This is a genomic window from Terriglobales bacterium, assembly GCA_035543055.1.
Lineage (GTDB): Bacteria > Acidobacteriota > Terriglobia > Terriglobales > Acidobacteriaceae > JAIQFD01.
The window spans coordinates 27,411-51,937 of sequence record DATKKJ010000098.1; the positions used below are offsets into that span (position 1 = coordinate 27,411).

The following is a 24,527-nucleotide window of genomic DNA, read 5'->3' on the forward strand; positions in this document are numbered from 1 at the left end:
GTCTGTGGTTAGGTTTTGAAAATGTCGGGCAATTCCGAGGGGCTGTCGATCAGCACATCGGGCGGGGTCAGCTTCAGGCGCGCCGGCATGAAGCCGTAGTTCACCCCCACCGTCCATATCCCTGCGTTCTGCCCGGTCAGGACATCGATGTCGGAATCGCCGATGATCACCGCCTGCTCCGGCCGCACCCCGGTCTCGGAGCACAGCGCCAGCGCGCCCTGCGGGTCGGGTTTCTTGGTAGGGAAGCTGTTGCCGCCGTAGACCTGCACGAAGAACGGGCTGATCCCCAGCGCCTCGCAGATGCCCCGCGAGGGATTCACCGGCTTGTTCGACAGCACTGCCATTTTCCGCCCGCCACCATCCCGCAGCGCCTCCAGCGCCTGCTGCACGCCCTCGTACAAGGTGGTGTTGTCCAGCTTGTGCTGGCGGTAGTAGAGGATGAAATACTCCAGCGCCTCGCGCATCAGGTCACCGCTGTCGGGGTCGCCGAGAGCGCGGCGGATCAGCATGGGAGCGCCGTCCCCGACGTAACTCTCGACCACCTCCATGGGCAGCTCCACCCGCCCGAACTTGCGCAGCATGGCGTTGACCGCGTTGGTCAGGTCCACGCGCGAATCCACCAGCGTGCCGTCCAGATCGAAGATCAGCAGCTTGATCGTCTCAGCAGGAATCTTGCGGCGTACTCGGATCATCTTCGGTAGAGACGCCCGTCAGGGCGTCTCTAACCTCAGTATATCCGGCGAGCGTCCGACCATTTACAATGTCCCCAACGCACTGCCCCCGCTGCATCTAAGACATCTGAGGACTGAATGGCAACCAAGGCAGACGCCAAACCGCCGGTCGAGGCGGCCGCAGTCGAAAAAGCAGAGAAGAAGCCGAGGACCTACGAGGGCCTGACCCTCGAGCAGCTCATCCAGATGTACCGGGTCATGTTCCTCTCCCGCCGGCTGGATGACCGCGAGATCCTGCTCAAGCGCCAGCAGCGCATCTTCTTCCAGATCTCGGGCGCGGGGCACGAAGCTTTCCTCACCGCCGCCGCCATGGCGTTGAAGCCCGGCCACGACTGGTTCTATCCCTATTATCGCGACCGCGCGCTCTGCCTCACTCTGGGCGTGACCCCGCTCGACATGCTGCTGCAAGCGGTCGGCGCCGCCGACGATCCCAGCTCCGGCGGACGCCAGATGCCCTCGCATTGGGCCAGCCGCAAGCTCAACATCGTCACCCAGTCTTCGCCCACCGGCTCCCAGTTCCTGCAAGCTGTGGGATGCGCCCAGGCCGGTCGCTATTTTGCCAAGCATCCCGAGGCCGCCGAGAAGGCCGAGGGCGACTACCGCCAGTTCAAGGACGTGGTCTTCCACGGCGACGAGGTCACGTACGTCTCCTGCGGCGACGGCACCACCAGCCAGGGCGAGTTCTGGGAGGCGCTGAACACGGCCTCCAACCTCAAGCTGCCGGTCTTGTTCGTGGTCGAGGACAACGAGTACGCCATCTCCGTCCCGGTCGAGGTGAACACCGCCGGGGGCAACATCTCGCGCCTGGTAGCGAACTTCCCCAACTTCCATTTCGCCGAGTGCGACGGGACCGACCCCATCTCCAGCTACGCCGAGTTCCGCCGCGCCGTGGACTACATCCGCGCCGGCAAAGGTCCGGCATTCATCCATGGGCACGTCGTAAGGCCGTACTCGCATTCGCTCTCCGACGACGAGCGGCTCTACCGGCCGGAGTCCGAGCGCCAGGACGAAGCTCGCCGCGACCCGATTACCCGCCTGCAGATGTTCCTGGTGCGCGAGGGCATCCTCGACGAGGAGGGCGTCAGCCGCTTGGAAAAGGAAGTGGACGAAGAAGTCCAGGAGGCCAGCGACCGGGCCCTCGAAGCCGCGCTGCCGGCACTCGACTCCTACAAGAAGTTCGTTTACTCCCCCGACCTCGACCCGACCTCGGCCAGCTTCAGTTCCGCCCCCGCCTCCGAGGGCGGCGACAGGACCATGGCTGACCTCATCAACGCCTGTCTGCGTGACGAGATGAAGCGCGACCCGCGCATCGTCCTCTTCGGCGAGGACGTGGCCGACTGTTCCCGCGAGGAGTATCTGAAGAAGAAGCTGGTGAAAGGGAAGGGCGGGGTCTTCAAGCTGACCGCCGGCCTGCAAGGCGAGTTCGGCCCTGACCGCGTCTTCAACTCACCCCTGGCGGAGGCCAACATCGTCGGGCGCGCGGTGGGCATGGGCACCCGCGGCCTGAAACCGGTGGTCGAGATCCAGTTCTTCGACTACATCTGGCCCGCCATGCACCAGTTGCGCAACGAGATGCCGCTCATCCGCTGGCGCTCCAACAACGCTTTCTCCTGCCCGGCGGTGGTGCGCGTGGCCATCGGCGGCTATCTGACCGGCGGCGCCGTCTATCACTCGCAGTGCGGCGAGAGCATCTTTACCCATACTCCAGGCATCCGCGTCTGCTTCCCCTCCAACGCCCTCGACGCCAACGGCCTGTTGCGCACCGCCATCCGCTGCGACGACCCGGTGCTGTTCCTGGAGCACAAGCGTCTCTACCGCGAGCCCTTCGGACGCGCCCCCTACCCCGGACCCGACCACATGGTGCCCTTCGGCAAAGCGCGCGTCTGGAAAGAGGGGAGGGACATCACCCTCGTCTCCTACGGTGCCGTCATTCCTCGCGCTCTGCAGGCCGCGCAGCGCCTGGAGCGCGAGCGCGGCCTCAGCGTCGAGGTCCTGGACCTGCGCACTCTGAACCCGTACGACTGGGAGGCGATCGCCAACTCGGTGCGCAAGACCAGCCGCGTGCTGGTCGCGCACGAGGACACGCTCAGCTGGGGCTATGGCGCCGAGCTCGCCGCCCGCATCGCCGACGAACTCTTCGATTACCTCGATGCCCCGGTCCGCCGCCTGGCCGCCGAGGACACCTTCGTCGCCTACCAGCCGGTGCTGGAGGACGAGATCCTGCCCCAGGCGGACGACGTGTACCAAGCCCTGGTTTCGCTGGCAGAGTTCTAGCCCGTGCCTCGACCGGGGCGGCGGAAACCCGGAAAGCACGCCATTCCCGGCGCTGCCTGTGCCACAATTCCCGTATCGGGTCCTGAGCGGGCCTCTGTGTTCGACCGCACGTAGGCTTGTGACGCGCGTCACCGCCCGGGGTGTGGACGGCGGGCTACTTTGCTGTAGCGGCATCCCTCGCGGGCTGCCGTCTGCATTCCTACATCCGCATGCCTGCTCAGGAGGAGGGGCCAGTGAAGACTGTTTTCGTCGTGGGGGCCGGCCCGGCCGGGCTCTTCGCCGCTCAAAAGATCGCTCAGGCGGGACACACCGTGGTGGTGTTCAACCGGGACATCAAGCCCGGCGGGCTCGCCGAATACGGCATTTATCCCGTCAAGGACAAGATGAAGTTCGGGCTGCGCAAGCAGTTCGCCAAGATCTTCGCCCTGCCCAACGTGTACTACTTCGGGGGAGTGAAAGTCGGCACCGAGTGCCCGCTGAAGATCGAAGACCTGCGCCAGTTCAATCCCTCGGCCATGCTGTTCAGCGTGGGCGCCCAGGGCACCAAGAGCCTGGGCCTGCCCGGCGAGAATGCCAAGGGCGTTTATTCCGCCAAGGACTTTGTGTACTTCTACAACCAGCTGCCGCCCTTCGCCTCGCAGGACTTTTCCACCGGCAAGCGCATCGCCATCGTGGGCATGGGCAACGTCATGGTGGACATCGCCCGCTGGGTCATGCAGGACGATCCCAACCGCGTGACCGAAGAGGTCATCGTGGTCGCCCGCCGCGGCCCCTTCGAGGCCAAGTTCGACGAGAAGGAGATCGCCCACCTCGAAGAGCACCTCGACCAGGACGAGTTCCGCGCCGAGGTCGAGCGCATCAAGGACAAGCTGGCCGCGGTCGGCCAGGACCCCTCCAAGATCGCCGACGAGAATTTCCCCTTCCTCAAGAAGCCGGCCTACGTGCGCAAGAAGCCGGGCATCCGCTTCCGCTTCCTGTGCTCGCCCAAGGAGATCCACGCCGGCCCCGACGGCCGCATCAACCGTCTGACCGTTACCGAGAACCTCCTGGTGGCCAAGGGCAGCGGCACCGCCGCCAAGGCCACCGAGCAGACCACCGACCTCGATGTGGACACCATGATCTTCGCCATCGGCGACGCTCACGATCCCAAGGTCGGCCTGCCCATGGGGCCGGAAGGCTACGCCACCCGTCCTCCGGCCGAGCCCGGCAAGCCCGTGTACCAGGTCTATGACCCGGCCACCGGCAAGGACTTGGAAGGCGTGTACGTCGGCGGATGGGCCCGCCGGGCCAGCGAAGGCCTGGTCGGCATCGCCCGTCACGACGGCGAAGTCGCCGCCGCCGAGGTCCTCCAGTATCTCGAGAAGGCCTCGGAACAGGCGGCCACGAGTCCGGCCGACATTCAGCGCAACCTGGAGCGGCGCGGACTGCGCCCGGTGAACAAGGCCGACCTTGAGCTGCTCGACGCCGCCGCTGACCGCGAAGCCAAGGCCCGCGGCCTCGGCTTCTTCAAGTTCTCCGACAACGAGACCATGCTCAAGGTCATCGCCGGGGAGAAGGCGAAGAAGAACGAGCTGGTGAGCGCCGATTAAGCGAGGTTTCGATTGACACCCCGCCTGAATTCGGGCAGAATGCACGGATTCAGGCGGATTTCTATGCGCGCCCTTCGATTTACGGGCTTTACCTACGCTGGCTTCCGATTTACCGGGAGCGGCTGGGGCGAAGCTTGGACGCGCATCACCAGATGAACTGACCGCCAAGATTTCAGCCAATCAGCCGCGACCCCGGTCGCGGCTGTTGCTTTTTCGGGAGACAGGGAGGCCCAACATGATCGTCAACATGAAAGATGTCGCCAGCGAAGAACAGATCCAGCACGTGATCAAGCGGGTGCAGGAAGCGGGCTACCAGGCCCACGTGACCCGCGGCACGGAGCGCACCATCATCGCCTGCGTGGGCAGTTCCGGCCGCCGCCACGAGATCGAGGCGCTGCAGGCCGCTCCCGGCGTGGACAACTGCGTCCCCATCGCCACCCCGTTCAAGCTGGTGAGCCGGCAGACCCGTCCCACCGGCACCGTGGTCAAGGTCGGCAACGTCAGCATCGGCGCCCACAAGGTGGTGGTCATCGCCGGGCCGTGCTCGGTGGAATCGCGCGAGCAGATGCTGACCGCCGCTCACGGCGTCAAGGCCTCCGGCGCCACCATGCTGCGCGGCGGAGCCTACAAGCCTCGCACCTCCCCCTACGACTTCCAGGGCCTGGGCGTGGAAGCGCTGGAGATCCTGCGCGCCGCCCGCGAGGAGACCGGCTTGCCCGTGGTCACCGAGGTTATGGGCAGCGAGGACGTGGACCTGATCTCGGAGTACGCCGACATGCTGCAGGTCGGCGCCCGTAACATGCAGAACTACAATCTGCTGCGCCGCCTGGCGCGCGCCGACAAGCCCGTCCTGCTGAAGCGCGGGCCCTCGGCCACCATCAAGGAGTGGTTGCTCGCCGCCGAGTACCTGCTCTCCGGCGGCAACGCCAATGTGGTGCTCTGCGAGCGCGGCATCAAGACCTTCGAGACCGACCTGCGCAACACCATCGACCTGGCGGCCGTCGCCCTGGCCAAGGAACTCTCCCACCTGCCGGTGATCGCCGATCCCTCGCACGGCACCGGACGGCGCAGCCTGATCGCTCCGGTCTCGCGCGCCGCGGTGGCGCTGGGGGCCGACGGGCTCATCATCGAGGTGCATCCGTGTCCGGAGCGCGCGCTTTCTGATGGCGCGCAGTCTCTCGACCTGGACGGCTTCGCCGAAGTGATGCGCGGCTTGGGCGATCCCATGCGCGCTGTCGCCACCCCGCAGGAGGTTCCGCGCAAGTATGCGGCGCGGGCGGCCAGCGCCTCCGGCTCGCACGACATCCAGAGCTTCAGTTTCTGAAACGTGGGCGCGGGTCTCCGACCTGCGCCCACGTCTATTTGGACTTGGACGGCCCGCCGCCGCCGCGCATCACCGCGTCCAGCGCGATTGGTCCTCCGCCGAAGAAGATGAGTGCGAACGCCAGGGCGGCGCACGCCAGGGGAAATCCGTAACCTAGCGGTCCTCTCAATCCATGCGGCCAGGTGACCTTGGCGATGGCCACGCACATCTCGACGAACAGGGCGAGGGCAGCCACGCGCGTCAGGAGCCCCAGCACCAGCAGCGTACCGCCGCCCAGTTCCGCCACCACCGCCACGTAAGCCATCCACCAGGGGAAGCCGAAGCCCTTGACGATGCTCACAAATGCCGACATCCCGCCGAGCGCCTTCTGCGCCCCGTAGGCGATCATGATGGCGCCCAGGGCCAGGCGCATCACCAGCAAGCCCAGCGGCTGCAGGCGGTCCAGGAATCGCAAGCTAGCCCCTCCCCGATACGTAAGCCTGGATCTTGCCTGTTTCGCTGAGCTTCGCGGATTCCTCCGAATAGCTCAGGCTTACCCCGCGGCGCTGCATCTCGGCCACGAATTCCGGGGTCGGCACGTCGCTCTCCTGGTAGATGCCGCCGCGCTTGGCGATCTTCCCGCTGCACATCATCTGCAGTACGATCGACGCCGGCCAGGCGGTGGTGCGCATCATCGCCGACATCTTCGTGCTCGGATCGTAGTCGTCGAACAGGGAATACGAGTACACCGAGCCCTGGGCGTGCGCCTCCACCCGCAGGATGCAGATGTCGGGATCGTTGCCAGCGAATTTCTCGCTTAGGATCTGCGCCGTCAGCTCCCGCGGGGCGATCGTCGCTTTTCCCACTTTCCGTTTTGCGCTGGAGAACAGCCCCAGGTCGTAGAGCAGCCGCACCATGGCGAAGTGGATGGGATAGCGCAGCGTCTTCTCGAAGCACTCGCCCACCTTGCCCTGGAAGGTCTCGGGCAGGGTCGAAGTCCCGCCCGAGGTGTGGAAGGCGATCAGCCGGGGCAGGCCGCGGATCTCGAAGTCTTCGGGCTCGGTCAGCGGCTCGAGGTAGGTGATCTTGCCGCCGCGCAGTACCTTGGCCGGTTCCACGTATTCGTTGATCAGCCCCTCCACCGAGAACACCAGTTGGTAGTAGAACGGCGGCTTGGGATTCCTGGGCAGGCCGCCGACGTAGATCTTCAGCGCGTCGGCCTTGCCGCCCGCCTTGCGCATCAGCTCGCCCGCCATGATCGACGCCATGCCCGGCGACAGCCCGCAGTCCGGCGCGATGCCCACGCCCTTCTTCTCCGCCTGCTTGCTGAGCGCATATTCCTGCTTGACCACGGTGTTGTTGCCGCCCAGGTCGGCAAAATGGCAGCCCGCCTCGATGGCCGCCTTGCACAGACCAAGGTTGAAGAAGTAGGGGATGGCGGAGAGCACGCCATCGTGCCCGCGCATCAGCTTCTTCGCCGCCGCCGGTTTGCGGGCGTCGAACACAACCGCCCGCACCTTCTTACCGCTGGCCAGCTTGTTCACCCGCGCCGCGGCAGCTTTGGCTTTCCTGCCGTCACTGTCGGCCAAAGTGACCGATTCCACCTGCTCGGCGCGCGCCATGTCGTACGCCGCCGCCGACCCCATCATGCCCGCGCCGATCACTAAGAGCTTCATAAGAGCACTTCCCGCATGGAGTAAAGAACCGCTCAGGTTACAGGAAAGAAGTAGCTGGTAGCTAGTGGCCGGTAGGTTGGTGTGTCTGCCTTCGTGTCTTCCTTTGTGTCCTTTGTGGTGAGTCTTCTTGCTCACGTCGCCCGGGTATTCACGGCCTCCCGGAACGCCTCCAATAGAGATATCCGGGCACCCCGATCAGCATGATGACCGCGCCCGCAATCGCTTCCTTGGGCCGCTCGTAGGCGACGATCACTGCCCAGATGGTTCCCGCCACCAGGTACAGCGCCGGCAGGACTGGATATCCCGTGCAGCGGTACGGCCGCTCGACGTTCGGACGCTTCTTGCGCAGCACGAACACCGCCGCCACCGTGCCCACGTAGGCGATGACCCCGACCAGCATCACGTAGGTGTACAGCTCATCGTACTTGCCGCTCAACGCCAGCACCGCCGACCACGCCCCCAGCAGCACCAGCGACCGCGACGGCGTGCGATAGCGCGGGTGCACGTAAGAAAGCGCGGGGAAGAAGGCTCGGTCGCAAGCCATGGCATACACCACGCGCGCCCCCGCCAGGGTGCACGCCGACGCCGCCCCGAAGCAGGAAGTGGTGATCAGCAGGGACATCCAGCGCCCTGCGCCCGGCGAGAACAGGGTCATGGCCGCCGCCTGCGCGATGGTGCGCTCCTGCTTGATCTGCGACAGCGGCAATGCGTAGAGGTACGCCAGGTTCAGGCTCAGGTAGATGACGCCCACCGCGATCACGCCCAGCACCAGCGCCCGCGGGATGTTGCGCTGCGGCTCCTTCACTTCGCCCGCCGCACACGTAACGTAGTTCCATCCGTCGAACGCCCAGAAGACCCCGGTCAGGGCCAGGAATACCGCGACCGGCAGCGCTGGGGGATGTTCCATCGGCGCCAGCGTCGAGAAATGCTGCATCGAGCCCTTGCCCACCAGGAACCCGAGCGCGACGAACACGGCGATAGCAGCGAACTTCATCCACGTCGCGATGTTCTGGAAGGTGGCCGCCCGCCGCAACCCGACCACGTTGATCCAGGTCACGAAGGCGATGGCCAGCACCGCAACCAGCTGTCCGCGGGTCGGCGACCACGCGCCCAACGTGAACAGCGCCTGCCTGGCGCCGTAGGGCAGGACCTCGTCGCCGTAGGTGGCGAAGCCGACGCACAGCGCCGCGGTGGTGCCGCTGAAGTTGATGAACAACACCATCCAGCCGAACAGGAAGCCGTAGAACTCGCCGTAGGCCTCGCGCAGATAGACGTACTGCCCGCCGGCGCTGGGGAACATCGCGCCCAACTCCGCGAAGGCGAAGCAGGCCAGCAGCGAGATGCCGCCGCCCAGTACCCACACACCCAGGAAGACCAGCGGATTAACCAAGTGCTCGGCGACGTCGCTCACCGCCAGAAAGACCGCCGAACCGATGATGCCGCCTACCAGCAGCAGGACGGAATCCAGCAGCGACAGCCCGCGGATGAGGGTGGCTTTGGATTCCGCCGCGGTTGCGGGCCCGGTAGGGCTCATCCGATCCCCAACTCGTCGGGCGATTCCAGGGGCGTCCCGCACACCCGGCAGATCACCGCCGAGCAATCGCCGCAGGTGAGGGGGTCCTCCACTTCGCGCTCGCACTTCGGGCAGTAGAGCGCCTCCGGTTTCACCTGCGACTGTTCGGCCATGCGGAAAGCGAACTCTACCACAGCGCCCATTTACAATGACTCCTAGCTCCTAGCTCCTAGCTACTCGACCATGACCCCGGACGAACAGCTTCGCTCCGAATTCAACAAGTGGGCCGAGGCCGGCCGCGGCGAGGAGATGGAGCGCCATCACCTCGACATCACCGAGAAGACCATACGCCGCATGGCCCTGCGTCCCGGGGAGCGCGTGCTCGACCTGGGCTGTGGCGCGGGCTGGGCCACCCGCATCCTGGCCCGCCTGGTCGGCGAAGGCCCTGAAGGCCACGGCCAGGTCATCGGCATCGACATCTCCGACGAGATGATCCGCCGTGCCCGCACCGCCTCCAAGGACTTCGAGAACGTGATGTTCGTGGTCGGCTCGGCCGACAAGATCCCCTGGGAAGAGAACTTCTTCGACAAGGTGCTCTCGGTCGAGTCCTTCTATTACTATCCCGACCAGGACCGGGCGCTGAACGAACTCTTCCGCGTGATGGCGCCGCGCGGACGGCTGTTCATTCTCATCAACCTCTACAAGGACAACCCCTACTCCCTGCGTTGGGTGGAAGAGCTCAAGGTCCCAGTGCACGCCCGCTCCAGGCAGGAGTACGTGGAGCTGCTCCAGAAGCACGCTTTCGAGGACGTCGAGGCTGTCCACATCCCCGACGACACGCCCACCCCCGACGACTACTCCGGCAAGTGGTTCAAGAACGCCCAGGAGCTGCGTGACTTCAAGCGCATCGGCGCCCTGCTGCTGATGGCCACCAAGCCCAATCTCCGCTCCCCGGCGCCGGGATACCAGATCTACTGACCCGGTTCCGAACTGACACTCCGCAGCCTGGGCTCTGCAGTATCTGTTTGACCCACCCGATGTTCCCGCCTAGTATGGCGCGCACAGCCCAAGAGTGGGGAAGGGGTGTCGGTGGACGGTAGAACAGTCTCGCATTACCGGGTTCTGGAGAAGCTCGGCGGCGGCGGCATGGGGGTGGTACACCGCGCGGAAGATACCGTACTAGGCCGTACCGTGGCCCTCAAATTCCTGCCTCAGGACACGATGCGCGACCAGCAGACGCTCGACCGCTTCCTGCGCGAGGCCCGGGCCGCGGCCGGTCTCACCCATCCTCATATCTGCACCGTCCACGAGGTCGGTGAGCAGGACGGCGAGCCCTTCATCGTCATGGAGCTGCTCGAAGGCGCGACCCTGAAGCACCTCATCGAAGGGGATTCGCTGAAGATCGAGCGGGTCATCGACCTGGGCATCCAGATCGCCGATGCCCTCGACCTGGCCCACGGCCGCGGCATCATCCACCGCGATATCAAGCCGGCGAACATCTTCGTCACCCGCGCCGGACACGCCAAGGTGCTGGACTTCGGTGTCGCCAAGTTCACCCAGAAATCCATCCGTGTAGCCGAAGTGGTCGGGGCGGGCATGGCGACCGCGGCGTCCGATTCCCATCTGACCAGCCCCGGCTCCACGGTCGGCACCGCTTCCTACATGTCTCCGGAACAGACCCTGGGCAAGGAATTGGATGCGCGCACCGACCTGTTCTCCTTCGGCAGCGTGCTGTACGAGATGACCACGGGCTCGGTCGCGTTCCCCGGCGGCACCCCAGCTGCCATCTCCGACGCCATCCTGCATGGCATGCCCAAATCCGCGCTGGACCTGAATCCCAACACGCCCGCCGAGCTGGACCGCATCATCAACAAGGCCCTGGAGAAGGACCCGGACATGCGCTACCAGAGCGCCGCCGAACTGCGCGGCGACCTCAAGCGCCTGAAGCGCGATCTGGATTCGGGCAGCCGGACATCCGTGGCCCGGCCCGCGGGAGCCGCGCCAACCCCGGCCCGCCAGGCGGTCGCCCCTGCCGCCGAGAACTCGGTTGCCGTGCTCTATTTCGAGAACCTGAGCGGCGCGAAAGACGACGAGTACTTCCGCGACGGCATGACCGAGGACATCATCACCGAGCTCTCCAAGATCAGCCAGTTGCGGGTCTTTCCCCGCTCGGAAGTGCTGGGATTCCGCAACAAGCCGGTCACCGCGCCCGAGGTCGGGCAGCAACTGAACGCCTCCTTCGTTCTGGAGGGAAGCATTCGGCGCGCCGGGAACCGGCTGCGCATCACCGCGCAACTGGTCGAGACCCGCACTCGCCACTCGGCTTGGGCGGAGCGATACGACCGCGAACTGGAGGACGTCTTCGTCATCCAGGACGAGATCGCCCGCAGCATCGCCCAGGCGCTGCGCATCACCCTTTCGCCGCAGGAAGAGAAGACCATCGCCCGCAAACCGACGGAGAACCTCCAGGCTTACGATTACTACCTGCGCGGGCGCAGCTATACCCGGCGCGAGAACCTGGAGTTCGCCCTGCAGATGTTCGAGCAGGCCATCAAGCTCGATCCCAACTTCGCTCTCGCCCATGCCGGTGTCGCCAATGTCTGTGGCTTGTACTACGAACTGCGCGAGCAGAACCCGAAGTGGATCGAGCGCGGGGTCGCCGCTTGCGATCAGGCGTCGTCCCTGGACCCGCAGCTGGCCGAGGTGCTGGCGGCCCGCGCCCGCCTGTTCTACGGCGAGAAAAGGCCCGAGGATGCGGTCCAGTACGCCCGCATGGCGCTGGAGCGAAACCCGAACTGCGACGGCGCCTACAACATCCTGGCCCGGGCCTACTTCGTGTCCGGCCGCTACCAGGACGCGCTCGCCATCAAGGACCGGGCGCTGGAGACCAGCGGCGACGATTACAACGTTTACATCCCCTTCATCAACAGTCTGGTGAAGCTCGGCCATGCGGAGGCCGCCACGCGGCTGCGGGAACGCCAGTCCGTCATCCTGGAGCAGCAACTGGAGCTGGTGCCGGAAGACGTCCGCGCCCGCATCCTGCTGGCCTGCATCTATGCCACCCTGGGCAAGGAGGAGGATGCCGTTCGCCAGGCCCAGACTGCGGTGGCCCTGCGGCCCAATGAGCCCAGTGTCCTGTACAACGCCGCCTGTACCTACGGAGTGCTCTCCCGGAAAGCAGATGCACTCGACAGCCTGAAGAAAGCGGTGGCGGCGGGCTACGGGAACATCGAATGGGCGTCCCGCGACCCCGACCTTACCTGCCTCTACGACGATCCTGAATTCCAGGAACTGTGCCGCTCGAAACGGGCGAAAGCGAGCTCGTAAGCGCTCCTACCGCCAAGAGCGTCGACTGGCGGCCGGAGCCTGACGACGCCTCAGATCGCGTCCGACACGCTCGCCATGTTGAAGTCGTGGGTCTTGATGGCGGGCACGATAGCGCGCTCCGTCCGCACCGGGCGGCTGAGCATCTCGGCGTTGGCCAGCACGTTGACCGGGCTCTCGTTCCAGCGGAAATTGTTCACCGGGTACGCGATCTGGCCGTTCTCGATCATGAATACGCCGTCGCGGGTGAGGCCGGTGTACTGCTGGGTCTGGGGCTGCACGAAGCGGATGTAGAAGAAGTGGGTGATCAGCAGGCCGCGCTCGGTGGACTTGATGAGGTCATCCAGCGAGTGGTCCTCGCCGTGGATGATGGTCGCCCAACTCGCGGGGCCGGTGGGCGCGGTGTTCTTCTGCTTCGCCCAGTAGCGGCTGTAGCTCAGGCCCTTGACCACGCCCTTCTCCACCCAAGTGCGCCGCTCCACCGGCAGGAAGCTGGCGCCACCGCCACCTCCGCCGCCGAAGAAGAACTGCCCGACGCCGGCCAGCTGGGTGGAGATGCCGCCGTACCAGGGCACGGTGGGGATGCGTATATCGAAGGGGTCGCTGCGCACGGTGATGCGGTCGGAGAACATTTTTTCGCCGACGCGGGTGCCGCCGCCTTTCTTGCTCATCACCGACCGGCCTTCGTCGGCGGCCCGGGCATCGAAGCCGCCACCGAAGAGCAGCAGGACGAGGTCTTCCACCGCGGCCGGCTCCAGGATGACGGTGTAGCGGCCGGGATCGAGCTTGCGCGGCTTCTGCGACAGAATGGCCTTGTCGATGGCGACCCGCGCCACCGCGCGGGAGTCCATCGCGCCGAGCTCGTGGCCCGCGGACAGGGCCCACCCGGAGCCGGTGCCGTCGGGCGTGCGCACCGTCGTGGTGTAGTTGTAGTCGGTGAGCGTGGTGTAGCCGAAATTGCCTTTCTTGTTGCCCAGGGCGTAGGCGCTGGCTTCGCGTTCCAGGAAGCCGCTGGACTCCAGTTTCTTGGCGGCGGCGCCCTCGATGGTGGCGCGCACCGCCTCTGCCAGCTCTTTAGCACCGGAATCGGCGGTGCGCTGGTCGAATCCCTCGATCTGCGGATACTTCTGCGCGCCGAGCGGCTCGACGTACTCGGGATCGGGCGGCGCCAGCTTGGCCAGCTCTTCGGATCTCGCCACCGCACCCTTGAGCGCTTCGGCGGAGGTCTCGTTGGTGGCGACGCTTCCGGTGCGCGCGTCGAAGGTCGATGAGATGCGCAGGGCGATGCGCTGTTGGCGTCCGCTGGTGGTGACGCTGTTGTTGGCGAAGCGGATGTTGGCCGCGTCCCCGGCGCCGATCCGCACTTCGCAGTTGTCGGCCTTGGAGTAGGAGAGCACCTGGTCCACGAGTTTGCGCGCTTGGTCGTTGCTGAGCATGTTTCTCTCCTAGTCGGTGAGGATGACGTTGACCTGGCGGAAACGCGAGGGCGCGCAGCCGTGGCTCATGGCGTTGATCTGCCCAGGCTGCCCTTTGCCGTCGCTGGTCAGGCCGTGGTTCTGCCAGAACCGCTTATCGCAGATGCCGTCGAGCGAGGCCCAGAAGTCGGGGGTGCGCGCCTGGTAGGCGACGCGCGACAACATCTTGCCGCGCTTGCCGCCCTTGATCTCCCAAAAGAGGTCGCCGCCGAACTGGAAGTTGTAGCGCTGGTGGTCGATGGACCAGGAGCCGCGGCCGTCGATGAGCACCCCGTCGTCCACCCCGGCGATCAGCTGGTCGAGCGACATCGCTTTCTCGCCCGGCTTGAGCCAGACGTTGGGGATGCGTTGGAAGGGGACGGAATCAAAGGAGTCGGCGTAGCAGCAGCCCATGGACTCCTTGTCGCCGATCAGGTGGGCCTGGTCGCGGATGGTCTGGTAGTGGACGAAGATGCCGTTCTTGACGATGTCGAAGGCGCGGGCCTTCACCCCATCGTCGTCGTAGCCGACGGTGGACATGCCGCGGGGCAGGGTGCGGTCGCCGACGATGTTCATCCACTCGCTGCCGTAGCGGAACTTGCCCAGCTTGTCGGTGGTCATGAAGCTGGTGCCGGCGAAGTTGGCTTCGTAGCCCAGGGCGCGGTCCAGTTCGGTGGCGTGCCCGATGGACTCGTGGATGGTCAGCGCCAGGTGGCTGGGCATCAGCACCAGGTCCTTCTTGCCCGGCGTGACCGGCGGAGCGGAGAGGTGCGCGACCGCTTCTTCTCCGATGCGCTTGCCGTTGCCGGGAAGGTCGGCCTCGATCACGGCCTCGTATCCGGCGGTGACCGGCGAGGGCGTGTAGGAGCGGGTGCGCGAGATCCGGGTCTGGCGGTCGGTGGCGCGCGCCGTCGCCTGGCCGTAGCTCTGCACGATGTACTGCTGGATGCGCGAGCCCTCGGTGGAGGCGAAGTACTTGTCCTCCGAGTGCACCACCAGATTGGAGTTAGCGGAGAACACCTGGGAGACCGACTTGATGGCGTCGTTGGTGCGCCGCAGGAGGTCCAGCTTCTCGGCGATGGGGACGGCGAACGGATCCTGGGTGTGCGGCGTGGTCCACTTGTCCACGTAAGCGCGAACGGGCGCGAGCTGGACCGGCTGCTTCTGCAGGACCGAGTTCGCCTTCGCCATGGCCACCGCCTGTTCGATGACCCGCGCGATCTCGTCAGGCGTCACCGCATAGCCGCCGGCAAATCCCCAGGTATGGTTGGCCAGGACGCGCACCCCGAAGCCGAACGACTGGGTCTCGCCCACCGAAGGCACATGGTTCACCTTGCCGCCCGGAGAGGGAGTGGAGAAGAGCGAGACCACCTGGTCGCGATAGCGGTTGATGCGGATGTCGGCGTAGCTGGCGCCGAGCTTCTTGGCCCGCGAAAGCGCAACCTCCGCCAGCTTCGCCAGCTCAGGCGAGGGCTTGCCTCCGGTGTTGGCTGCGTTCAGCTCGGGAAGCCCGAAGAGTTCGGTGGCGAAGGCGGCGGCCGCGGCGGTGCCGGTCAATTCCAGAAAACGGCGTCGGGAGATGCTCATGGATGTCTCCGAAGGGACTGTATCTTCTACTCTATCGCGGGGCCCGACCGCAACCGCGGCATGTGACGGCAATCACAGGCAAGGGTGCGGGTTTCGTTGACGGGTAGGATGTGGCAACGGGAAAAACGGCTCCACCCCCCTCTTTGGGGCGCGCGGGTCATGCGCGTATGCGGCAGCGTGTGCAGCGGCGGCGGCCGGAGGGGCGGGCGCGCGCACGGGGGGTCACAGACACGCGAAGCGAAAGCCACACTTGCTAAGACGATTGTTGGGCATGACATCCTAGCGGGCAGGGGCGCTCCGGGCCGTACTAGGATCGAGCGCGGAATGGAAAAGAAAGTCGGGTTGACCAAGTTCCTGGACTAGAATTCCTCCGTTACGGCATCCAGCGCGGCTTGTCGCCAAGCAAGCGCCCCATCGAGGCCCCAAATGGGTCTTAAAGTCAAAGAATTCAGGTCAACCCGCGAGTACAGCTCGTGGCTGAACAAAAGCGGTAACAGCGTACGGGTCGTCAACGTCTCTACGACAAAGCGGTGGTCGCTCTTCACCGGATTCCTCGGTGACAATAAGACTTACACGGTCACCTACGAAGATCAGCCCCTTGCAGCCGCTGCTGTCGCTGGTGCGGGAATAACCGCCGGACAATCCAGTAATACGTTCTGTACGAGCTGTGGGCAGCACATGTCCGCCGACGCTCGGTTCTGCCCAGCCTGTGGCGCGTCTTTACCAGGTCAAAGTCCGCAGCCCAGTGCTGAGGGTGTTGGCGCACCAACTCAAATAAGCTCTGGAGGGCAAGCGAAGTTCATCGCTGCTCTAGTGTTGGCGATTGTCGCTGCGGTGCTTCTCAAAGGGTGGGCGGCGCTTGCAGGATTCCTAGCGGTCTTTGGGTTCTTTTACGTGGTTCCGCGCTTAAAGATCCCACCGCGGAAAAAGCTCATGGTGGTAGGGGCTGTCGTCGGAATCGTCCTGGTTGTCGAAGTCGTGGAAGTTGTTATCAGCGATTTCGAGGAACGTGCTGCTCAAAGGCAGGCAGACGTTCAGAAGAACGCGGACGCGAAGGTTGCACAAGAGAGGGCAAGGAAGGCTGCTGAAGAACAAGCAGCAGCGCAACAGCGGTTCAATGCGATGACGCCCGCTGAACACCTAGCGGAAGCGAAGAAGCTGTTGCAGCCTGGAGCGATTCCTCAATCGGAATCGCAGGGTTTTCTGCATATCGGCGCCATACCAGCCGGAGCTTTTGAAGCACATACCGCCGCAGACATCAAGTCTCGGTTCTTGGTGGAAAAACAGAAGCGCGCCGCCGAAGCTGCTCGTCAGAGCAAAATCAAAGCTGCTGAAGCCGAGAGGGCGAAAGCTGCGACCGACGAGGCCGCTCGAATTGCGTTTGCGAAGATTGTTGAAAACCAAATGCTGGATGAAGGCTGGAACATGGACGTGACTGCGATTGGAGCGAAGCACACCACACTGCGAATGAAGTGGGCCCTAGTCAGCAAAGTGATGGCGCATCAGATGTCGCAAAAGAGCGATATCTTTGATACAGCCAGGCAGCTAGGCTTCAAGCGCTTGGAACTGACGGACGGCTTCGACGAGACGTGGACTTGGAACTTAGATTCAGCAAAGCGTAATCAGGATTGAGATTTCACATCTACAATGATTCTTCTTCCGCCCGCTCCTCACCATTTGAATGACAAGCTCCACGGACGTTCTGACCTCTTGCGCGCCTGCCCGCGCCGGACGCAACTGTCGATAACAGCCCGTATCACTTGTTACGACATGCCACTTCCGCCTATTGTGACAGGATCACAGACCACTATCGGGACCGGGCGGAGAGACATGTCTCCTCCCTGTTTTGGGGCCCCGTTGAATTCCTGCGATTGTCCCTCGCAGGTATTTATCGCCGCCCTTGTATCACAATGGACCAGTGCAAGAAAGGACTTCGTGCACTTGTTTCTGCAAACAGCACATCTTCCCCCCCCGCGCGCCCGCCCCTCCCCCGCGCACCCCGAAGAAGGGGGTGGGGTGGAGCCGTTTTTCCCGTTGCCACATCCTACCCCGGGTTTCGTTGACACTGGGGGATGGGAAACCTAGACTGAAAGGTCATACCAAGAGGGTCCGAATGGGCTGGCTGCAGAACCGGTTCGAGAAGAACTTCCTCATCACCACCGTCGATTACGTCTTCAACTGGGCGCGGAAATCCGCCCTCTGGCCGATGACCTTCGGCCTGGCCTGCTGCGCCATCGAGATGATCGCCAGCTCCACCGCCCGCTTCGACATCGCCCGCTTCGGGGCCGAGGTGTTCCGTCCCAGTCCCCGCCAGTCCGACCTGATGATCGTCTCGGGCACGGTGACCCTGAAGATGGCGCCGGTGGTCAAGCGCATCTACGACCAGATGCCCGATCCCAAGTGGGTGATCTCGATGGGCGCCTGCTCCTCGGTCGGCGGCCCGTTCAACACCTACGCCGTGTTGCAGGGCGTGGACCGTATCGTGCCCGTGGACGTCTATGTGATCGGCAGCCCGCCGCGTCCGGAGAACCTCTTTTACGCCCTGCTCAAGCTGCAGGACAAGATCGACGGCATGACCATCGCCAAGAAGCCCACCGAGGTGCGGCTGGATGAGAGCATGGTGGAGTCGTTCAAGAAGCAGGTGATGATTGCGCAGACGCTGCAACCGAAGTAGCTAGTAGCTGGTAGTTAGTAGCCAGGAAGCCCGCGAATGAAGCGGGCTTTTGCTTTTCATCTGCGCAGGTCTGCGTTAGTCTGCGGATGAGGTTTCTGATGGCGGAATACGTGAAGATCGGCACCAGGGCCGACCTGCCGGGGGAGAACGAGGCCAAGGAGTTTCAGGTCGCCGGGAAAGTCATCTGCGTGGCCAACGTGGACGGCACGTGCTCGGCCATGGACAACCTCTGCCTGCACCGCGGTGGGCCCATCGGGCAGGGTGTGGTGATGGACGGAAAAGTCATCTGTCCCTGGCACGGCTGGATGTGGGACCCGAAGACCGGCCAGGCGGTCCACAGCAGCGAAGCCAAGGTCGCGGTGTATCCGCTGAAGATTGATGGCGACGACGTGCTGGTCGAAGTATGACAGCCCCTCGACTCCCGCCGCGTTTCCGGGTACCATCGAAGTCCCCCGAAAGCTGCACTGACAGCGGAGGCTCAGGTGCCGGCGCCAAAACCCAAGGGCGAAGAAGCACGTCTCGCGGCTCTGCGCGATTACCGGCTCCTGGAGACGGAAGCGGAGCCGGCCTTTGACGACCTGGCGCAACTGGCTGTAGCGCTGTGCCGCACCCCGATCGCACTGGTGAGCCTGATCGAATCGGAGCGGCAGTGGTTCAAGGCGCGGGTCGGGATCCAGGCGACCGAGTGCCCACGCGATATCTCGTTCTGCTCCTACGCCATCCTGCAAAGCGACCTGATGGTGGTGCGCGACACGCTTTCCGACCCGCGCTTCGCCGCCAACCCGCTGGTGCTCAGCGAGCCGAGGATCCGCTTCTATGCGGGGCTCCCTCTGTTCAGCGCCGACGGCAAGCATGCGTTGGGGACCTTGTGCGTGCTCGACGTCGTGCCGCGCGACCTGACGGGCGATCAGATCACGGCGCTGCGCGCGCTGGCCCGACAGGCGGAGGCGCTGCTGGAGTCCGCCCGCCTGCGCGCCGAGCTCAAGAAGGCGCGTGCCGACGCGCAGCACGCCGAACATGAACTGCAGATGGCGTATGACCGGGAGCCGGAACTGGCGCGGGTGGACCTGCTCACCGGCCTGATGAACCGCCGGGCGTTCCTGGAGGTCGCCGACCGCGAGCGCAAGCGCGCGCAACGCTACGAAGTGCCGATCAGCATCATCGCGTTCGACCTGGAGAACCTGGCGCGCATCCGCGAACAACAGGGAGACCAGGTGGCGGACGCGCTGCTGGTGTCGGTGGCCAACCTGCTGCGCAACCGTGTCCGCCATACTGACGTGCTGGCGCGCACCGGCGACGCCGAGTTCATGGTGCTGCTGCCGACCACGGCCGCCGATTCCGCCAAACAATTCGCGGGCAAGATCCGCGAGCTGATGCTGGAAGCCATCCAGCAGCACGATTGGCCGCTCCTGTTCGCCATCAGCGTGGTCACGCACGTCAAGGCGCCGGAAGTCCTGGAAGACCTGCTGCGCAAGGCGGACCACGTGAAAGCGTTCGTCAAGACCAGCGACAAGATCGTCGTGCGCGAGCAGGCGGTCGGGGCGTAAAGCAGTCGCCAGGCGTCAGTCGTCAGCGAGGTCGTCGGTCGCAGGTCGTCGGCCGTCGGCCAACAACATCCGGAAATCCGGGAGTGGAGAAATGCGTCTTCCTAAGATCGTCCTCGTTTGCTTGATGCTGGTGGGCCTGTGTTCCGCGGATTCGAAGATCAAGACGCGGAGGACAATGATGGGCCAGGCCATGGAGAGCACCGTTTACGTGAAAGGAGCGCGGGAGCGCAGGGAAGATACGGGCATGATGGGCATGGGCTCGACCACCATCGTGCAATGCGACCAGAAGCGGATCATCACCATCAACACCTGCACCAAGACGTACATGGTCACGCCGATGGACGAGATGGGGCCGGGGATGAGCCCGGCAGCGGCGATGGCAGGGGGAGAACAGGCCGACCGCGGCGCGCCCCAAAAGGGTGGCGTGCTGACCATCGTCAATGAGTACAGCGACACCAAGGAACGGCAAAAGATGTTCGGGCTGGAAGCGCGGCATATCCGCACGACCATGTCCATGGAGCCGAGCCCCGACGCCTGCCAGAAGCAGGGAATGAAGATGGAGAAGGACGGCTGGTACGTGAGCCTGTCTCCGCAATTCACTTGTGATGCGGGCACGCACCGCTATGCGGGCGGCATGGTAGGGCGCGGCGCGCGTCCGTCATGCCGGGACACCATCCGCATGAAGGGTGGCATGAGCAACCCGGGCTTCCCGCTGAAAGAAACCATCACGTTCATGGCGGAAGGACGTCCGTTCACCATGACCGAGGAGGTCACCGAGCTTTCGACAGCGAACCTGAATCCGGCGCTGTTCGACATCCCCGCCGGATACCGTCAGGTGAATGATCCTCAAGCGATGATGGGAGATCCGCGGGCGATGGCGTCGGGCGGCGGCAGCTGCAGCCAGGGGATCCCGATCGAAGTGGCGGGCGCTCCCGCCGAACCCGCGCCGGCGGCTGCGCCGGCAGCGCCGACGACGCTAAAGGCTGCCGTGGTCACGACCGCCCCGCCCAAGGCATCGGGCGTATTGCGCGTCGGCGTGGTGAAGATCGCGGACAAGACCGGGCAGTACCTGCCGGTCTTTAATCTGCGGCTGGATCTGATGTACGAGATTCAGATCCGGAAGATGGAGCCGATCCCGCTGGACGCCCAGGAGCTGAAGGAGGCCATCGAGGAAGGGAAAGCCAAGGATTGCGATTACGTCCTGTTCACCGAAGCGGCGGCCCTCGGCGATCCCGGACAGCCGGCGCCGGCGATCCCGGGCCGAGTGATCAAGACGGCTGCGGGTCCGGACGACTACCACGCGAAACTGGACATCCAGCTCTTCCGCACCATCAGACCGCTTCCGGAGTTGAAGACGAGCCTGCTGGGCGCTGCCCCGGTGCGGGCCGTGGATGCGGTGATGAATGGGTTCGAGCATGAGGCCGATGCGGTGCGGGAACAGATCGACAAGGACCTGCACCCGCAGAAAGCAGTGCCGGCCAAAGCGCCGGTGAAGAAAGCGCCGGCGAAGAAGTAGGGAAGCTGGTCAGGATGAACGGCGCGGCTGGCCGCGCCGTTTGGTAGTGCCGAGAAAGCGTTCCACTCCTATGGCGTCATGCTGAGGGCCTTCAGGCCCGAAGCATCTCGCGTGTTGTACGCGAGATCCTTCGCGGCTAAAGCTGCTCAGGATGACGCCATCAAAACAGTACCCGTCCGTCCTAAGTCCGCAGCAGCCCCGGGAATCGCCTTACGTCATTCTCAAAGCCCGGGAAGACCGTGGCCAGGTCGCTGTTGCCGAGGTGGCGATAGACGGCCTCGCCCAGCACACGGCGGAAATCTGTGGTCAGAGCGAGGTCGCGGCCTTCGTAGAGTTGGCCCGGGTTGAGGCCGGGCCAGTCGCCGTACACCCGTCCGCCTTTCACCGGTCCCCCGAGAACGAACATCACATTGGCGTGGCCGTGGTCGGTGCCGCGGTTGCCGTTCTCGCGGGCGGTGCGGCCGAACTCCGACATGCTGACCAGCACGGTGTCGCCGGCGAGATCGCCAAGGTCGGTCCAGAAGGCGGCAATGGCGCCGCCGAACTCGCGCAGCAGGTTGGCCAGCTGTCCCTGGGTGTTGCCCTCGTTGACATGGTGGTCCCAGCCGCCGATGTCGGCGAAGGCGACCTCGACGCCGAGATCGGCCTTCAGCAACTGCGCGATCTGGCGCAGGCTGTCTCCGAAACGCCCGCGAGGGTAGTTCGCGCCGGGCGCCGGGGTGTAGCGGCCCGGATCGGCGGACTTCAGCATCTTGACCGCGTCGAAGGTCTCTTGGCCGGTGCCGTGCAGCACGGCGTCCACCGACTGCGCGTACATCGCCTCGAAAGTGTTGGCTAACGGCGCGGCGGCAGGATTGCGCCCCCCGACCCCGAACTCGTTCACGTTCGAGATGGCGATAGCGGGAGCCGAGCCGGCAAGCATCCGGGGCAGGCCGGTGCCGAGAGCGACGGCGCGGAAGGGACTCTCCTCGGCCTTCTTGTCGCGCAGGGCACGGTTCAACCAGCCGTCTTCGGTGGACTTCACGCCCGGGGTGCCCGATTCCATGTAGTCCTGGGCGTCGAAGTGGGAGCGCGTGGTGTCGGGTGAGCCGGCGGCGTGCACCAGTGCCAGGTGCTTCTGGTTCCAAAGCGGCTTGAGCGGCGCCAGAGAAGGGTGCAGGCCGAAGAAACCGTCCAGGTCGAGCACACTCTGGCGAGGAATGGCGATGCTGGGACGCATGCCGTAGTAGGCGCCCTCGCCGTGGGGCACGACGATGTTCAGGCCGTCGGCGGCGCCGCGCTGGAAGAGCACCACCAGGCGTTTGCGGCGGCTGTTCTCGGCGCCGTAGACCGCGCGGGTGAGGAAGCCGGGAACGGCGGCGGTGGCGGCGATGGCCATCGCACTGCCCTTGAGGAAGACCCGTCGAGTGATTCTCATATCCATTCCGTAGAGACGCCCGTCAGGGCGTCTCACAGTCCTATCGCCGCTGGAACTCCGGGGAGCCCAGGATCAGGCCGGCGATGACGCCGGCTTTCACCGGCCGCGGCGAATCGTCCAGCCGCCGCCCGGTGACCTGGGGATCGTTCAACTGCTTCTCGATGGTCTCGTGCGTCTGCCGGGAGACGTCGCCGGAAAGCAAGGCGTTCTCCAGCACGGCAAGCGTCTGCCTTGGGTCCTCAGACGGGGCATTGCCGAGCAGCGACTCGGGTTCGAGCCGGACCCCGGGCAGGCGTCCGGTGCCCATGGCGAGGGCCAGGTTCATGCGGTTGAGCAGGGCCGCCGAGTTCACCCAGGCGTCGGCCTTCATGGAATATCCGGTGGGCGGCTGCGCGCCGTACAGCGGCATGCCCATGCGGTTCAGCGCCTGCGCCAAAGGCATGGCGTTCTGCACGTCGATTGCGCCCGCACGCACGGCGGAGGCCACGAATTCCAGCGGGGTCTTCACCTTGGCGCGATAGGACTCGGGCGCCCAGAACTCCGGCGAGCGGTACATGGCGCGCAGGACCTCGCGGATGTCGCCGTCGGTCTTTAGAAAAGTTTCGGCCATGCGGTCCACCAGCGCCGGCGGAGGTTCGTCGGAGACGAAGCGCATGGCCAGCTTGGTGGAGATGAAGCGGGCGGTCGAGGGATGGCGGGAGAGCATCTCGATCACTTCCTCGCCCTCTTTCTGGCCGTGTTCCTTGATCCTCTTGCCGAGGAAATTCTTTTCGCCGGGCTGGTGCATGCGCTCGTTGAAATCGAAGCCGCCGCCCTGGCGCGGTTGCCTGATGGTCCAGCCGGTGAGGATCTTGGCCAGTTCGGTGACGTCCTGCTGGCTATAGCCGCCGTTCACCCCGAGGGTGTGCAGCTCCATGATCTCGCGGGCGTAGTTCTCGTTCAGGCCGCTGCGCTTGTTCTTGGCCTGTTGCTGGCGCTGCTGGGCGTTGGGATTCTGCCGCGGCTGGCCGAGGGGCCCGCCGAAGCGTCCGCGCCGATAGCCTCCGCGGCCCTGGGCGCGGCGCTGGCCGCCGGGGCCGTACCTGGCAAACTCGGAATCGGTCCCGACACTCAGCCAGTTGTCGAGGTAAAAGAGCATGGCTGGGCTCTTGGCCGTGGCTTCGAGCAGATCCTTGAACTTGCCCAGGGCGTGGGAACGGATCACGTCGCGCTCATAGGCGGTGATCAGGTAGCGGTCTGCGCCCTTGTTGATGAAGACGTTGAAGTGGTTGAACCAGAAGTCGGTCATCACTTCTTCAAGCTGACGCTCGCTGTAGGCGGCGCGCAGCAGCTTGCCCTGCTGGAGCTCGCCGACGATGGCCTGCTGCGGCGCGACCATGCGCATCAGGTTCTCGCGTTGCTGCGGAGTGAACTCGCCCATCAACTGCTGGCGCTGTTCCGGAGAGAGCGCCCGGTTGAAGCTGCGGAGCTCCTGGGGCGACATGCGGCCCAGTTCCTGCATGCGCTCTTCGGGAGTCATGTCGAGCATGGCGTCGGCCTTCTGCTGGGCCTGCATGCGCGCCTGGCGCCGCTCGGCCTGCTGCTCGGGCGACATCTCCTGCGGGTCGGCATCGGCGGCATCCGGATTCTCTCGCTTGGCCGCTTTGCGCTCCTGGTAGATCTCGATCTGCTTCTGATAGATGGCGCGCTCCTGGGGATCACGCGGCATGGGGGCCTTGCCCTCAGCCACCGCCTTCACCAGCGCGGGAGGCGGGAATCTCTCCACCATCTCGCGAGTGCTCATGGCCAGGGTCGGATAATTCGCGAGGCGCGCCTGCAGCTCGCGGTCGTCGATCCTCTCCGGATGGCGCTGCTGCTCGAACCACTTGTCGAGGCCCATGGCGCGGACCCGCTCCACCTCACCGGGACGCGGGCCGAAGCTG

The 24,527-nt window shown here is 65.0% G+C and carries 19 protein-coding genes; 10 read left to right on the forward strand and 9 right to left on the reverse strand.

The window, feature by feature from the left end:
- Window positions 1-8: 8 nt before the first annotated feature.
- Window positions 9-692 carry an HAD-IA family hydrolase gene (locus VMS96_07490; GenBank protein HVP43259.1) on the reverse strand — a complete coding sequence of 228 codons (684 nt, stop codon included), beginning with the start codon at window positions 690-692 and terminating at the stop codon, window positions 9-11.
- 117 nt (window positions 693-809) lie between these two features.
- Here VMS96_07490 and VMS96_07495 point away from each other — a divergent pair, with 117 nt between their 5' ends.
- From VMS96_07495 to aroF, 3 genes are all read left to right on the forward strand, one after another.
- On the forward strand, window positions 810-3,005 hold the full coding sequence (locus tag VMS96_07495; protein HVP43260.1) for a dehydrogenase E1 component subunit alpha/beta: 2,196 nt from the start codon (window positions 810-812) through the stop codon (window positions 3,003-3,005).
- A gap of 233 nt (window positions 3,006-3,238) precedes the next feature.
- Window positions 3,239-4,594, forward strand: coding sequence for an FAD-dependent oxidoreductase (locus VMS96_07500; GenBank protein ID HVP43261.1), 1,356 nt, complete (start codon window positions 3,239-3,241; stop codon window positions 4,592-4,594).
- Between the two features lie 235 nt (window positions 4,595-4,829).
- Complete coding sequence (gene aroF, locus VMS96_07505) at window positions 4,830-5,918, forward strand: 3-deoxy-7-phosphoheptulonate synthase (protein HVP43262.1); 1,089 nt, start codon at window positions 4,830-4,832, stop codon at window positions 5,916-5,918.
- 34 nt (window positions 5,919-5,952) lie between these two features.
- On the opposite strand, the gene VMS96_07510 is transcribed toward aroF, so the two are convergent.
- The 4 genes from VMS96_07510 to VMS96_07525 all read right to left on the reverse strand — a co-directional run bounded on the left by VMS96_07510 (window position 5,953) and on the right by VMS96_07525 (window position 9,289).
- Complete coding sequence (locus tag VMS96_07510) at window positions 5,953-6,372, reverse strand: DoxX family protein (protein HVP43263.1); 420 nt, start codon at window positions 6,370-6,372, stop codon at window positions 5,953-5,955.
- Window position 6,373: 1 nt separating this feature from the next.
- Window positions 6,374-7,573: a saccharopine dehydrogenase C-terminal domain-containing protein gene (locus VMS96_07515; GenBank protein ID HVP43264.1), complete on the reverse strand. Its 1,200-nt coding sequence runs from the start codon at window positions 7,571-7,573 to the stop codon at window positions 6,374-6,376.
- A 148-nt stretch (window positions 7,574-7,721) separates the two neighbouring features.
- Entirely contained in the window at window positions 7,722-9,107 is a 1,386-nt protein-coding gene (locus VMS96_07520; protein ID HVP43265.1) for an amino acid permease, read from the reverse strand.
- Window positions 9,104-9,289 carry a hypothetical protein gene (locus VMS96_07525; GenBank protein HVP43266.1) on the reverse strand — a complete coding sequence of 62 codons (186 nt, stop codon included), beginning with the start codon at window positions 9,287-9,289 and terminating at the stop codon, window positions 9,104-9,106. The genes VMS96_07520 and VMS96_07525 overlap by 4 nt, the downstream gene beginning before the upstream one ends.
- A 40-nt stretch (window positions 9,290-9,329) precedes the next feature.
- On the opposite strand from VMS96_07525, the gene VMS96_07530 reads away from it, so the two are divergent.
- Both VMS96_07530 and VMS96_07535 read left to right on the forward strand, forming a co-directional pair.
- Window positions 9,330-10,064, forward strand: a complete 735-nt coding sequence (locus tag VMS96_07530; protein ID HVP43267.1) for a methyltransferase domain-containing protein — start codon at window positions 9,330-9,332, stop codon at window positions 10,062-10,064.
- A 111-nt stretch (window positions 10,065-10,175) separates the two neighbouring features.
- Entirely contained in the window at window positions 10,176-12,413 is a 2,238-nt protein-coding gene (locus VMS96_07535; protein HVP43268.1) for a protein kinase, read from the forward strand.
- Window positions 12,414-12,463: 50 nt separating this feature from the next.
- Here VMS96_07535 and VMS96_07540 read toward each other — a convergent pair whose 3' ends face one another.
- Window positions 12,464-13,846 carry a TldD/PmbA family protein gene (locus VMS96_07540; protein HVP43269.1) on the reverse strand — a complete coding sequence of 461 codons (1,383 nt, stop codon included), beginning with the start codon at window positions 13,844-13,846 and terminating at the stop codon, window positions 12,464-12,466.
- Between the two features lie 9 nt (window positions 13,847-13,855).
- Window positions 13,856-15,451 carry a TldD/PmbA family protein gene (locus VMS96_07545; GenBank protein HVP43270.1) on the reverse strand — a complete coding sequence of 532 codons (1,596 nt, stop codon included), beginning with the start codon at window positions 15,449-15,451 and terminating at the stop codon, window positions 13,856-13,858.
- Between the two features lie 426 nt (window positions 15,452-15,877).
- Between VMS96_07545 and VMS96_07550 the strand changes: the two genes are divergently transcribed.
- The 5 genes from VMS96_07550 (at window position 15,878) to VMS96_07570 (ending at window position 21,188) form a co-directional block, all read left to right on the forward strand.
- Entirely contained in the window at window positions 15,878-17,083 is a 1,206-nt protein-coding gene (locus VMS96_07550) for a zinc ribbon domain-containing protein (protein ID HVP43271.1), read from the forward strand.
- 481 nt (window positions 17,084-17,564) lie between these two features.
- A complete protein-coding gene (gene nuoB, locus VMS96_07555) occupies window positions 17,565-18,125 on the forward strand; it encodes an NADH-quinone oxidoreductase subunit NuoB (GenBank protein ID HVP43272.1) in 561 nt (186 codons plus the stop codon).
- A 98-nt stretch (window positions 18,126-18,223) separates the two neighbouring features.
- Complete coding sequence (locus VMS96_07560; protein ID HVP43273.1) at window positions 18,224-18,532, forward strand: Rieske (2Fe-2S) protein; 309 nt, start codon at window positions 18,224-18,226, stop codon at window positions 18,530-18,532.
- Between the two features lie 75 nt (window positions 18,533-18,607).
- Window positions 18,608-19,672 (forward strand): sensor domain-containing diguanylate cyclase, encoded by a 1,065-nt coding sequence (locus tag VMS96_07565; protein HVP43274.1) that lies wholly within the window; start codon window positions 18,608-18,610, stop codon window positions 19,670-19,672.
- A gap of 91 nt (window positions 19,673-19,763) precedes the next feature.
- A complete protein-coding gene (locus tag VMS96_07570; GenBank protein HVP43275.1) occupies window positions 19,764-21,188 on the forward strand; it encodes a hypothetical protein in 1,425 nt (474 codons plus the stop codon).
- 181 nt (window positions 21,189-21,369) lie between these two features.
- On the opposite strand, the gene VMS96_07575 is transcribed toward VMS96_07570, so the two are convergent.
- Complete coding sequence (locus VMS96_07575) at window positions 21,370-22,605, reverse strand: DUF1501 domain-containing protein (protein ID HVP43276.1); 1,236 nt, start codon at window positions 22,603-22,605, stop codon at window positions 21,370-21,372.
- 40 nt (window positions 22,606-22,645) lie between these two features.
- A partial coding sequence (locus tag VMS96_07580; protein ID HVP43277.1) for a DUF1800 domain-containing protein occupies window positions 22,646-24,527 on the reverse strand: 1,882 nt, incomplete at its 5' end.